The organism is Acidovorax sp. FW305-C-20-28, from assembly GCF_058783375.1.
In genome coordinates this window covers 1-12,065 of record NZ_JBYSYM010000066.1, presented here as the reverse complement: position 1 = coordinate 12,065, position 12,065 = coordinate 1, and the positions used below count along the sequence as shown (strand labels likewise).

The window sequence follows — 12,065 nt, the reverse complement described above, 5'->3', positions numbered from 1 at the left end:
GCCTTCTCTTTGGTGACTTTCTCTTGGCGGCCCAAGAGAAAGTTACTGCGCCGCCGGGCGCACATCCCGGCTCCCGCACTCCAACAAAGCATGCGGCCCAAACGAGAACAAAAAAGACTCAGAACGGCACACGCCCCAACCAGATATCCCGGTACATCGCCCAGTCCCCCATGAAGCTGTACAGAGGCCGCTTGAAGCTGGCAGGCTTGTTCTTCTCAAACCCGAAATGCCCCACCCACGCAAACCCATACCCGCACAGCAGTCCGACCAGCAAAAAGGACGGCTGCCGCGAAACCACGGCCCAGGCCACGCACAGGAGCGACAAGGTCGATCCCACGAAATGCAGTCGCCGGCAGGTGCGGTTGCTGTGCTCGGTCAGGTAGAACGGGTAGAACTCGGCAAAGCTCTTGAAGGCACGCGGATCGGTGGGTGCCGTCGCCTTGTCCGCAGCAGGGGCGCTGATGTCCATGGTCTTGTCTCCGTGGGTAATACTTATGCCTCGCTTTATACGCCCATGCGCGCCTGGATGGGAGTGCCGCACTTGACAGTGCGCCATGGAAACCCCATCCCCCGCCGCCTGCGGCAGCCCCTCCCTCGCCATGACGCCAACCGAATCGCCCACGGGCCCGCCACGCGAACACGCCATCGACGCACTGCGTGGCTTCGCCCTGCTGGGCATTCTGGTTGTCAATGCGGGCAGCTTTGCCTCGACCTATTTCGGCCTCGGCGTGGCCGACCCCGCGTTCTCGCGCCCCGTGGACCATGCCGTGCGCTGGTTCATCAGCCTGGTCTTCGAGACCAAGTTCTACCTCCTGTTCTCGCTGCTGTTTGGCTACAGCTTTGCCCTGCAGATGGATGCGGCCGAGCGTGCCGGCAGTGCCTTCGCCCCGCGCTTCCTGCGGCGTGTGGCGGGATTGCTGCTGCTGGGGGTGGCGCATGCCTGGCTGCTTTTCTCGGGCGACATCCTGGTGACCTATGCACTGCTGGGCCTTGTGCTGCTACCGATGCGCCGGCTGCGACCGGGTACTGCGGTGGCGCTGGCCGTGGCGCTGCTGGGGCTGGTCTCCGCCTGCTGGGGGCTGCTCGCCTGGCTGATGTCGCTGGCGCCGCCGATGGACTGGCCGCTGGCCGAACTCCACACCAAGGCCCAGCAGGCCGCAACGGCCTACCGCACCGGGCCCCTCGAAGCCATTGCCCAGCGCGGGCGCGACATGGCCGATGGCGTGTGGTTCGTGCTGATCTTCGTGCAGGGGCCCTGCGCGCTGGCCATGTTCCTGCTGGGGTTGGCAGCCCAACGCTCGGGCTATCTGGCTGCCCTGGCAGGGCAACCCGCGCGCCTGCGCCGCTGGGTGCTGTGCTGCCTGCCGCTGGGAGGCCTGGGCGCCTGGGTCTATGCCGGGGTGCAGAACAGCATGCGGCGCCAGCCCGACCACGTGTCGGCAGCCGCGCTCGCACTGGACCTGGCCACGGCGCCGTTCCTCACCTTCGCCTACGTCGCGGCGCTGCTCTGGGTCCTGCAGCGTGGCGGCCTGGGCCGCCAGCTGGGCGCCTGGCTGGCGCCCGCCGGCCGCATGGCCCTGTCCAACTACCTGCTGCAATCGCTGGTGGGCGCGCTGGTGTTCACGGCCTATGGCCTGGCGCTGGTGGGCCGGGTGCCCCCGCTGGCGGTGCTGCTGGGCTGCGTGGTGCTCTATGCCCTCCAGCTCGCGGGGAGCCGCCGCTGGATGGCGCAGCACGCCTACGGGCCGATGGAATGGCAGCTGCGCGCGCTCACCCTGCTGCGCCGGCCCGCGTGGCGGCGGGCTTCCCCGCCAGCCGAATGAATGAACGAATGAATGATCACCGCCCGATGGGCACGAGCTGGTCGTCCGCCATGCCCACCAGCAGGGCCTTGCCGTCCGGCTGCACGCGGAATTCGCCATAGCGCGCCTGCTCCCAGCGGCTTGCATCGCCCTCGGCGAAGTACCAGCCATCGGTCACCAGGGTCCACTCGCCATTCTTGGGCGTGAGCTGGATGCGGAACTCGCCGGAAGCGATGGGGGCATCGTACTTTTCCACACGCTCCCAGTCCACCACCCCTCGCGCATCGAGCCGGCCGATGGCATAGGGCCGGCTGCCCAGCAAGCCTTCCACGCCGGCCTCGCGCCGGTCGACACCGGGCACCTGCGGCAGCGTGAAACGCAGGCGCATGTAGTCGCCCTGCATCAGCGAGCGCGGGTCCACCGGGGCCAGGGGCACGTAGACCTTCTGGCCCTTGGCAATGGTGTTTTCCTTGTCGGCGATGCCGATGTTGGCCACGGCCACCGTGGCCAGCGCGCTCAGGCCCAGCAGCCAGGGGCCCAGGCGGTGGCCCCAGTGGCGCACGGCAAACGTGGCGGGCGCGCCCGACCGTGGCGTGCGTAAGGCACTCCAGGCCAGCACGCCCAGCAAGGCACCACAGCCCACGAGCACCATGGCCTTGGTGGCCAGGGGCCAGGCCAGTTGGTAATAAAAGCCACCCATGATCCAGGTGCAGGCCAGTGCGGCGGCGGTGGCCTGGCCCCAGCGGCGGGTGGTGCCGGCGATGGCCAGGGCCAGCAATGCGCTGCCCAGCAGCGGCGAGAACCAGCACAGCAGCGGCGAGAACCAGCACAGCAGCGCCAGCACCAGGGCCACCGCAGCGGCGCGGGGCTGGCGCAGCCCGGGCCAGGCACGCTGCGCGATCGCGGCAGCGCCCAGTGCCAGCAGCACGCTGCCGGCCTGCACCGCCCACCACAGCGCGTGGATGCGCGGCCCGACTTCGCGCCCAGCCTCGCGCACCAGCTCGCCGCCGATGCCGGCACCGAACGCGCCGCCCACCAGAAAGGTCTGGCCCGACAGGCCGCAGATACCCCACAGCAACGCCAGCAGCCAGCCGCAGGCCAGCGGCTCGATCAGGGCCGCCACCTGGTTGCCCGCCGGGCCACGCCCCAGCGCCTGGCGTTGCCACAGCAGCAGGCCCACCCACAGCGCAAGCACGGCATGCACCATGCTCCAGGGCACCAAGGGCGACAAGGCCCAGCGGCCGTCCAGGCCGGGCCAGATGGCGGCAGCGAACAGCGCCGCCGCGCCCGCACCCAGCAACACGCGCAGCCAGCGCAAGGCCACCAGTGCAGCCACGGCCAGCGCCACCACCAGCATGAAGGCGGCAGCCGGCTGCAGGCCCATGTCACGCCCGCAGGCAAAGCCCAGCAGGCCCGCGCCAGTCAGCAACGCCGGAAACGCCAGCTGCTCCAGAAAGATCGGCAAGTCCTTGCTGCGCAGCGCGGCCGTGGCACCAGCCAGCACCAGGGCGCCGATGATGTAGGCACCCGCGTCCTTCACGATCCACTCGCCGAAGAACAGGCCGAACATGGCCAGCAGCGGCAATGCGGCCAGCCAGGCGCCCAGCGCCGTGAGCAGCACCACCGGCCAGGGGCGCGCCGAACCACCGGCCCGGTGCGCGTCTGCCGCCGAAGCGCCGGCCGGCAGGATGCCCTCGGCCACGGCGGCCTGGACGATGGCATTGAGCGCACCGGGCGGTGCGACAGTACCGGCGGATGTATCCACGGGGTCGATGGCAGCGTCGCTCATGCCGCCTCCCCTTGCTGCTGCGCAGCGCGGCGCGCCAGGCGCGTCACCAGGTTCACCGACAGGGCCAGCAAGCCCGCAGCCAACAGACCGATGAGCAGCAGCGAGCCCACGAAATCCCCGAAGCGGGAGTTCGAGAACATGGCCCGCGCCAGCCCCGTGACCAGCAGGATGTTGAGCCCGAGCGCTGCACCGCTGAGCAAAAAGATGTCGAAATGCGTGCGCGTGCCCACCAGCGCGGCGGCCGCCGCCAGCAGCACCAGGCCCAGGCCGTAATGCCCCGCCACCGGCGAATGGAACAGGCCGCCGAGCGCGGTGAGCGTGACCATCATCAGCGCCAGCGTGCCGGCTGTGCGCAGCGCCCACAGGCCCGCGCCGGTGAAGCGCTGCGCCTGCGGCAGCATGGCGGCCGCCACGGCCAGCGCGGCACCCAGGGAGACCAGGTGCACCGTCATGTCCGCAGGCGACACGTGCCAGCTGTGCCCCGTGTGCGCCTGCGCCCACAGCGAGATGCCGACCATGGCCACCAGGGTCCACGGCACCCACACCACGTCGCTGCGCACGGCCAGCGCCAGGGGCAGTGTGAGAACAGCCCACACCGCAAACAATTGCCAGGGGTCGGCCCCGGTCTGGTAGGTCTGCCCGAAGTAGGCGAACAGCGCGCCCGTGCCCAGCAGCGCCAGCATGGCCAGCGGTGCGCGCGCCCCGGCACGCAGTGCGGCACCGGCACACATAGCCAGCACAAAGCCCTGCAGCAGCGCAAAGCGCATGAAGCGGCCCAGGCTCTCCCAGTTGGCCGCGATCCACATCACGATGCCCAGCCCGCCCAGTGCCGCCGCCAGCACGGCCACCGTGCGCCACAGCACGGTGTGCAGGTTCTCGGGCTGCCGGTCGAAGCCGGCCAGGCCCAACAGGCGCCTGGCGGTGCCCTGGTCCAGGGTGTGCTGGCGCGCCAGCTCAAGCAGGTCGGTGCGCAAGGTCATGGTGGGGTCCGCGTGGTCTTACTGGGCCAAGAAGTCCCGGATGGCCATGAGCGTGCCGTCGGGCGCCTCGCTCATCTGGTTGTGGCCCACGGGCAGGCTGGTGGTGTGCACCGCCTTGCCCGCGGCGCGCGCGGCTGCCACCAGGCCCTGGGCGGCCTTGGGGGCGGTCATCTGGTCCTGCGCACCCAGCGCGAACAGCACCGGGCACTGCACGGCCGCAATGGCCTGCTCGCCGTTGGCATAGCTGTCGCAGGCCACGAAGCCGCGGTGGAACACATTGACCGCGCTGTTGCTGCGCAGCACCTTGCGGCCCAACGCCATGCCCGCGTTGTAGACCCAGAAGCCCGCGCCCGAGGGCGGCGCCAGCGTACTGCGCGAGAACACGTTGACCATGCGCAGGGCCTTCTCGGGTTCGTTGAGCGCCGCGTCGATCAGCGCGGGCGAGACCTTCATCGGGTAGGCCGTGCCCACCAGCACCAGGTGGCTCACGCGCTCACCCAGCCGGGCTGCGGCCTCCAGCGCGATCAGCGAGCCGAAGCTGTGGCCCACCAGCGCGGCGCGCTGCACGCCGGCCGCGTCGAGCAGTGCGGCGACGAAGTCCGCGCCCGCCTCCACGCTGGCCGGGGCTTCGCCCGCACTGCGGCAGTGGCCGGGCAGGTCCACGGCCAGCACGTTCCAGCCATGGTTGGCCAGGTAGCGGCTTTGCAGCGCCCACACGCTGTGGTCATTGAGCACGCCGTGGACCAGCACCACGGTGGGCAGTGCGGGGTTGAAGGCCTTGCCGCCGGTGTAGCAGTAGGTGGTGTGGCCATTGACTTGGATCTGCATACGGATGGTTCCTTGCTTCTTCTCGTTCGTTGTCTCTGTTCTTTGTTGCGGCATCAGCCAGATGCCGCGGCGTCCAGTTCGTCCAGCCAGCGCTGTGCGGCTGCGCGCACCTTCTCACTGGCATCGCCGGCCGCAAGGGCTTCGGCCAAAGGGCGCTGGCCCGCAGCCTGTTGCCGCCAGTAGCCCAGGGCCAGCACAGCCAGGTAGCGCACCGTCTCATCGCTGTCGTGCGCCGCTGCCCGCGCCAGTGCGGGCACGCTGCGCGCGCCGGCCTCGGCGCCCAGGGCCCGGTCGCCCAGCACCATGGCCGCATGCTGGCGCACCGCGGTCAGCGGCGACTGCAGGCCGCGCAGGGCCTCGCCCACCTCGTGCGGGCGCAGGGTGCAGGTGCCTTTGCCGGGGCGCAGCCATGGCTCCACCAGCAGCAGCAACGCAGGCCGCACGGCGGGCAGGGATTCGACAATGCGGTAGTCGAGCGGCAGTGGGTCCACCACCCGGTCGCGGAACGCACCGTAGGGCGATGACAGGCCCTGCGCCACGCAGGCGTCACCCAGCGTGCCGGCCTGGGCCTGCTGCAGCAGCCAGGCGCTGTCACCCAAGTGGGCCAGCGCACCGGCGCAGATGTTGCGTCCGGCCTGCGCCAGATGGCGCTGGCTGCTGCGCGGCACGGCCTGGAGCACATGGGTGCGCAAGGCCGCCAGCACCTCGGGCGTGGCCGCGCCGATCTCGCCCAGCAGGCGTGCGGCCTCGCATTGCGTCCCGGTGCGCGCCAGCAGGGGCAGCAATGCCGGGATGGCCGCCGGTCCGAAGGCTCGCAACGCGCGCTGCGCCGCCGCACCATGGCGCTGGGCCTGCTCGCGCGTCAGGCCCAGCTCGGGCGCGGGCTGCTGCGCCAGGCAGGCCAGGTGGTAGCGCAGGCGCTCGGCCTCGGGCAGCGCCGCCACGCGCGCCTCTTCGGCCAGGTCCGCGGCATGGCCTGGCAGCAGGCGCGCAAAGGCTTCGCCGCTCAGGCAGCGCAGGGCCATGGCAATGCCCTCGTCGCTGTCCTCGTGCAGCAGCACGGCAAAGCCGGGCGCAAGCCGGTCGGCCACGGGCGAGGCGCGCAGAGCGTCGCGCAGGCGCTGGCACACCAGCACCAGGGCATCGATGCAGCGCCGGTCCGCCGCCTCCCATTGCGCCACATCGCCCCCCTGGGCTTCGGCGGCCAGTGCAGCCTCGGCCGCAGCCATGGCAGCGCTGCCCGAGGCCATGTCGGGCCAGCACCAGTCAGCCGGGTTCCAGCGCAGGCTGCAGAGCATGCCTTCGCTGTCCGGATCCTCCTGCGCCTCGGCCAGTGCGGCCTCGCTGTTCATCGCCACCGAGGGCAGGTGGATGGGGCCGTCGTGCTCGCGGTAGATGCCCGCGAGCGCCACGGCATAGACATCGCCGCGCAGCGGGTGTGCCTGCAGCGCGGGCAGCACCAGCGCGAGCGCATCGGCCAGCAGCGTCTGCTCGAAGGCCTGCCAGTCCATGGCGGGTGCCTGTGCTCCCATCGCCGGGCTCAGGCCGCCTTCTCCGCGGCCTTGAGGGCGCGCTTGAGGTCGTCGATCAGGTCGTCGGCATCCTCCAGCCCGATGGACAGGCGGATCGTGCCCTGCGTGATGCCGGCGTTCACCAGCGCCTCGTCGCTCATGCGGAAATGCGTGGTGCTGGCCGGGTGGATCACCAGGCTGCGGCAGTCGCCCACGTTGGCCAGGTGGCTGAAGACCTTGAGCGCCTCGATGAACTTCTTGCCCTGCTCGCGGTTGCCCTTGAGGTCGAAGCTGAACACCGAGCCTGCGCCGCGCGGCAGCAGCTTTTGCGCCAGCGCATGGCTGCTGTGCGATTCGAGCAGAGGGTGGCCCACACGCGCCACGAAGGGCTGGCTGGCCAGGAACTCGACCACGCGCGCGGTGTTGCGCATGTGCCGCTCCATGCGCAGCGGCAGGGTCTCGATGCCCTGCAGGATGAGCCAGGCCGTGTGCGGGCTCATGCAGGCACCGAAGTCCCGCAGGCCCTCGCGCCGTGCGCGCAGCAAGAAGGCGCCGACCGAGCTTTCCTCGCTGAACACCATGTTGTGAAAGCCTTCATAAGGCGCCGTGAGCTCGGTGAACCTGCCTGCTGCACGCGGGCCGTCCCAATCGAAGCTGCCGCCGTCGACCACAATGCCGCCCACCACCGTGCCGTGGCCCGACAGGAATTTGGTGGCCGAGTGGTAGACCAGGTCGGCCCCCAGCTCCAGCGGTTTCATGAGCCAGGGTGAGGTCAGGGTGGAATCGACCAGCAGCGGCACGCCCGCCTCGTGCGCGATGGCGCTGATGGTGGGGATGTCCAGCACGTCCAGGCCCGGGTTGCCCACGGTCTCGCCAAAGAACAGTTTCGTATTGGGCCGCACGGCGGCACGCCAGCCGTCGATGTCACCGGGCTTGACGAAGGTGGTTGCGATGCCGAAGCGCGACAGCGTGTAGTGCAGCAGGTTCTGCGAGCCGCCGTACAGCGCGGTGCTGGCCACGATGTGGCTGCCCGCGCCCATCAGCGTGCAGATGGCCAGGTGCAGCGCCGCCTGGCCGCTGGCGGTGGCGATGGCGCCCACGCCGCCTTCCAGGGCCGACACGCGCTGCTCCAGCACCGCATTGGTGGGATTGCTGATGCGGCTGTAGACATGGCCGGGCCGCTCCAGGTTGAACAGCGAGGCGGCGTGGTCGCTCGATTCGAAGACGAACGAGGTGGTCAGGTGGATCGGCACGGCGCGCGCGCCGGTGGCTGGATCGGGGGTGGCGCCGGCGTGCAGCGCAAGCGTGTCAAAGCCGGGGTCGGAGTAACCGGGCATCCAATGTCTCCCATGTTGTCGGTGCTGGCAGGCATTGTGGGCTATATTTGATCGGAAACAAGCTGCGCCACCCCGTCCGGGGCCGCCCCGCTCGCCCCATTGGAGACCGATCATGAAAGTCAGCGATATCCTTCGCGTCAAAGGCAACACCCTCTACACCGTCACCCCCGACGAACCACTGGCCAACGCCGTGGACATCATGGCCGAGCGCGACATCGGCTCCCTGGTCGTGATGGAGCTCGGTGACCTGGTGGGCATGCTCACCTTCCGCGAAGTGATCCAGGCCATCGTGAAGAACGGCGGCAGCGTGGGCACGCTGCAGGTGCGCTCGGCCATGGACGACCACCCGCTGACCTGCACGCTGGAGACCGAGATGGACGAGGTGCGCCGCATGATGCTGGACCGCCACGCGCGCTACATGCCGGTGATGGACAAGCGCATGCTCATGGGCGTGATCAGCTTCTACGACGTGGCCAAGGCCGTGGTGGACAGCCAGAACTTCGAGAACAAGATGCTCAAGGCCTACATCCGCGACTGGCCCGAAGAAGAAAAAGGCGGTTAGGCAGGGTACATCCCCCTGAGTCGCTTCGCGCCTTCCCCCTTCTCTCGAATTGCGATGCAATCCGGGAAGGGGGACGCAGCCAGTGCACGCAAGTGAAACGCCGCATACGCAGCCTGGCGGCCCTTGCACGGCTGCCCTGGCTTGGGCCGCGCCAGTTTCGAAGCACGGTAGCAAGCCGAGCCGCTGTGTTGCCAGAGTGCGGCGCTCCACTCTGGGATAATCATGTCCCATGAGCGGCAACACCATCGGTACCCTATTCGCTGTCACCAACTTCGGTGAATCCCACGGCCCGGCCATTGGCTGCGTGATCGACGGCTGCCCACCCGGCATGCCGCTGACCGAGGCAGACATCCAGGGCGACCTGGACCGCCGCCGCCCCGGCACCAGCCGGCATGTGACCCAGCGCAACGAGCCCGACGCGGTGGAGATCCTCTCGGGCGTGTACGAGGGCAAGACCACGGGCACCCCCATTGCCCTCTTGATCCGCAACACCGACCAGCGCAGCAAGGACTACAGCAACATCGCCCAGAGCTTCCGCCCGGGCCATGCCGATTACACCTACTGGCACAAGTACGGCATCCGCGACCCGCGCGGCGGCGGCCGTTCGTCGGCCCGCCTGACGGCGCCCACCGTGGCCGCCGGCGCCGTGGCCAAGAAGTGGCTGGCCCAGCAGTACGGCACGCAGTTCCGCGCCTGCATGACGCAACTGGGCGAGCTGCCCATTGCCTTCGAGAGCTGGGACCACGTGCGCGAGAACCCCTTCTTCGCCCCCGTGGCCGACGTACAGCAGTACGAGGACTACATGGACGCGCTGCGCAAGGCCGGTGACTCCTGCGGTGCGCGCATCCGCATCTCGGCCAGCGGCGTGCCCGTGGGCCTGGGCGAGCCGCTGTACGACAAGCTCGACGCCGACATCGCCCACGCCATGATGGGCCTGAACGCCGTCAAGGGCGTGGAGATCGGCGCCGGCTTCGAGAGCGTGGCGCACCGCGGCACCATGCACGGCGATTCGATGACTCCCCAGGGCTTTCGCACCAACCACGCCGGCGGCGTGCTCGGCGGCATCAGCACCGGGCAGGACCTGGAAGTCTCGATCGCGATCAAGCCGACCAGCTCCATCATCAGCCCGCGCGAATCCATCGACATCCACGGCCAGCCCACCGAGGTGATCACCAAGGGCCGCCACGACCCCTGCGTGGGCATCCGCGCCGCGCCGATTGCCGAGGCGCTGCTGGCGCTGGTGGTGATGGAGCACGCGCTGCGCAACCGCGCCCAGTGCGCGGACGTGGTGCGCGAGGTGGCGCCCATCCAGGCCTCCTTCCTGTGAGCGCCGCCACCCGCACCCGTGGCGCCCTGCTCGCATGCGCCACGGCGGCAGCGCTGGCTGCCGCAGGCCTGCTGGCCGGCTGCGCAGCCACACCCGTGGCCTCGCCCACGCACATCGACATTGGCCTCATCGCTTTCAACGACCTGCACGGCAACCTGGAACCGCCACGCATGGCGCTCCACGTGGCCGCGCCCGACGGCAGCGGCCCGGCCCGCGTGCCTGCGGGCGGCGCGGCCTACATGGCTAGCGCCATCGCGCACCTGAAGTCCCTGCACCAACACCATGCGGTGGTGGCGGCGGGCGACATGGTGGGCGCATCGCCCCTGGTGTCGGCACTGTTCCTCGACGAGCCGACCATCGAGGCCGTCAACCGCATGGGCATCGACTTCAACGCCGTGGGCAACCACGAGTTCGACAAGGGCTGGCGCGAGCTGCTGCGCCTGAAGAACGGCGGCTGCGAGAAGCACACCGTGCGCGAGCCCTGCCAGCTCAACCCGGGATTCCCCGGCACCAACTTCGGCCTGCTGGCGGCCAACACCTCGCACGAGGATGGCCGCCCGCTGCTGCCGCCCACGGGCATCAAGCGTTTCACCGAAGGCGGCGTGACGGTCAGCGTGGGCTTCATCGGCCTGACCCTGCGCGGCACACCCGCCATGGTGGCGCCCGCCGGTGTGGCCGGCCTGCGCTTTGCCGACGAGGCCGACACCGTCAACGCCCTCATCCCCGGCCTGCGCGCCCAGGGCGCCGATGTGATCGTGGTCATGGTGCACGAGGGCGGCGAGACCCAGGCCGCCCTGGGCGAGACCAGCTGCAAGGGCCTGAGCGGCGACATCGTGCCCATCCTGGAGCGGCTCGACCCGGCGGTGGACGTGGTGGTCTCGGGCCACACGCACCGCTCCTACCTGTGCGACTACGGCACCGTGAACCCCGCGCACCCGCTGCTGCTGACCAGCGCCGGCCTGTACGGCACGCATGTGACGGACATCTCCCTGCGCGTGGACACCGCCACCCGTCGCGTGGTGCGCAAGAGCGCGCGCCAGGTCATCGTGCAGGGCGAGGGCTTCACCAGCGGGCCCACCACCTTTGCGGTGGACCGGCGCTTCCCCGTTTTTGCGCGCGATGAAGGCGTGCATGCCATCGTGGAACGCTACCGCGCCGCAGCCGAGCCCCAGGCCCAGCGCCCTGCCGGCCGCCTCACGGGCCCGGTGTCGCGCGAGCCTGCACCGTCGCTCGAAACCTCCATGGGCAACCTGATCGCCGACGCGCAATTGCTCGCCGCCCAGGGCCCGGGCCTCCATGCCCAGATCTCCTTCATGAACCCCGGCGGCGTGCGCGGTGTGCTGGTGCCTGGTGCCGATGGCCAGGTGCGCTATGGCCAGATGTTCACGGCCCAGCCCTTCGGCAACAGCCTGATGGTGCAGTCGTTCACGGGCGCGCAGGTGAAGGCCATTCTGGAGCAGCAGTTCGCCAGCGGCACCAACACGGCCCAGAGCCCGCGGGTGCTGTCGGTCTCCAAGGGGTTTACCTACCGCTATGACCTGCGGCTGCCTGCGGGGCAGCGGGTGAGTGGGGTATTGCTCAACGGCCAGCCCTTGCGCGCCGATGCGGTTTACCGGGTGGTGGTGAGCAGCTTCCTGGCCACGGGTGGGGACAACTTCACGGTGTTCACCCAGGGGGTGGATGGGTTGGGGGCGGGGCAGGATCTGGATGCGTTGGAGGCTTACTTCAATGCTGCCGGGGGGCCTGTGGTGCCGCCGGCTACGGATCGAATTGTTCGGGTGGATTTGCCCTGATTTTTCTTGCTGCCGGCTGGCGCCTTGTAGTTGGTAGCGTGCTTTGATAGAGGGCGGAGGCCGGGGTGTGCGCCCGGCGGCGCAGTAACTTTCTCTTGGGCCGCCAAGAGAAAGTCACCAAAGAGAAGGCGGCCCC

10 protein-coding genes are annotated in these 12,065 nt (G+C 69.7%); 4 read left to right on the top strand and 6 right to left on the bottom strand.

The features are described 5' to 3' along the window. Positions 1-118: 118 nt before the first annotated feature. Positions 119-469 (bottom strand): Mpo1-like protein, encoded by a 351-nt coding sequence (locus tag AC3WOH_RS34400; protein WP_492233817.1) that lies wholly within the window; start codon positions 467-469, stop codon positions 119-121. Positions 470-554: 85 nt separating this feature from the next. Here AC3WOH_RS34400 and AC3WOH_RS34395 point away from each other — a divergent pair, with 85 nt between their 5' ends. Further along, positions 555-1,823 (top strand): DUF418 domain-containing protein, encoded by a 1,269-nt coding sequence (locus tag AC3WOH_RS34395; RefSeq protein ID WP_492233816.1) that lies wholly within the window; start codon positions 555-557, stop codon positions 1,821-1,823. A 16-nt stretch (positions 1,824-1,839) separates the two neighbouring features. Here the strand turns inward: AC3WOH_RS34395 and AC3WOH_RS34390 are convergent, their stop codons facing one another. The 5 genes from AC3WOH_RS34390 to AC3WOH_RS34370 are packed head-to-tail and all read right to left on the bottom strand — an operon-like array spanning position 1,840 to position 8,247. Next, complete coding sequence (locus AC3WOH_RS34390; RefSeq protein WP_492233815.1) at positions 1,840-3,591, bottom strand: GDYXXLXY domain-containing protein; 1,752 nt, start codon at positions 3,589-3,591, stop codon at positions 1,840-1,842. Next, complete coding sequence (locus tag AC3WOH_RS34385; RefSeq protein ID WP_492233814.1) at positions 3,588-4,571, bottom strand: DUF2157 domain-containing protein; 984 nt, start codon at positions 4,569-4,571, stop codon at positions 3,588-3,590. Before AC3WOH_RS34385 ends, AC3WOH_RS34390 begins: the two co-directional genes overlap by 4 nt. An 18-nt stretch (positions 4,572-4,589) precedes the next feature. After that, positions 4,590-5,399: an alpha/beta fold hydrolase gene (locus AC3WOH_RS34380; protein WP_184866236.1), complete on the bottom strand. Its 810-nt coding sequence runs from the start codon at positions 5,397-5,399 to the stop codon at positions 4,590-4,592. Between the two features lie 53 nt (positions 5,400-5,452). Next, positions 5,453-6,910, bottom strand: coding sequence for a HEAT repeat domain-containing protein (locus AC3WOH_RS34375; RefSeq protein ID WP_492233813.1), 1,458 nt, complete (start codon positions 6,908-6,910; stop codon positions 5,453-5,455). 29 nt (positions 6,911-6,939) lie between these two features. Continuing rightward, on the bottom strand, positions 6,940-8,247 hold the full coding sequence (locus tag AC3WOH_RS34370; RefSeq protein ID WP_184866240.1) for an O-acetylhomoserine aminocarboxypropyltransferase: 1,308 nt from the start codon (positions 8,245-8,247) through the stop codon (positions 6,940-6,942). A gap of 112 nt (positions 8,248-8,359) precedes the next feature. Between AC3WOH_RS34370 and AC3WOH_RS34365 the strand changes: the two genes are divergently transcribed. From AC3WOH_RS34365 to AC3WOH_RS34355, 3 genes are all read left to right on the top strand, one after another. After that, on the top strand, positions 8,360-8,809 hold the full coding sequence (locus tag AC3WOH_RS34365; RefSeq protein ID WP_184866250.1) for a CBS domain-containing protein: 450 nt from the start codon (positions 8,360-8,362) through the stop codon (positions 8,807-8,809). 229 nt (positions 8,810-9,038) lie between these two features. Next, positions 9,039-10,136, top strand: a complete 1,098-nt coding sequence (gene aroC / locus AC3WOH_RS34360) for a chorismate synthase (protein WP_184866258.1) — start codon at positions 9,039-9,041, stop codon at positions 10,134-10,136. Beyond that, positions 10,133-11,929 (top strand): bifunctional metallophosphatase/5'-nucleotidase, encoded by a 1,797-nt coding sequence (locus AC3WOH_RS34355; RefSeq protein ID WP_492233812.1) that lies wholly within the window; start codon positions 10,133-10,135, stop codon positions 11,927-11,929. Before aroC ends, AC3WOH_RS34355 begins: the two co-directional genes overlap by 4 nt. The last annotated feature ends 136 nt before the right edge of the window (positions 11,930-12,065 follow it).

Bases quoted from the DNA above. Each gene is read 5' to 3' on its own strand.
- AC3WOH_RS34395 (WP_492233816.1), top strand. From the start codon at position 555: ATGGAAACCCCATCCCCCGCCGCCTGCGGCAGCCCCTCCCTCGCCATG.
- AC3WOH_RS34380 (WP_184866236.1), bottom strand. From the start codon at position 5,399: ATGCAGATCCAAGTCAATGGCCACACCACCTACTGCTACACCGGCGGC.
- AC3WOH_RS34390 (WP_492233815.1), bottom strand. From the start codon at position 3,591: ATGAGCGACGCTGCCATCGACCCCGTGGATACATCCGCCGGTACTGTC.
- AC3WOH_RS34400 (WP_492233817.1), bottom strand. From the start codon at position 469: ATGGACATCAGCGCCCCTGCTGCGGACAAGGCGACGGCACCCACCGAT.
- AC3WOH_RS34365 (WP_184866250.1), top strand. From the start codon at position 8,360: ATGAAAGTCAGCGATATCCTTCGCGTCAAAGGCAACACCCTCTACACC.
- AC3WOH_RS34375 (WP_492233813.1), bottom strand. From the start codon at position 6,910: ATGGACTGGCAGGCCTTCGAGCAGACGCTGCTGGCCGATGCGCTCGCG.
- AC3WOH_RS34370 (WP_184866240.1), bottom strand. From the start codon at position 8,247: ATGCCCGGTTACTCCGACCCCGGCTTTGACACGCTTGCGCTGCACGCC.
- AC3WOH_RS34385 (WP_492233814.1), bottom strand. From the start codon at position 4,571: ATGACCTTGCGCACCGACCTGCTTGAGCTGGCGCGCCAGCACACCCTG.
- aroC (WP_184866258.1), top strand. From the start codon at position 9,039: ATGAGCGGCAACACCATCGGTACCCTATTCGCTGTCACCAACTTCGGT.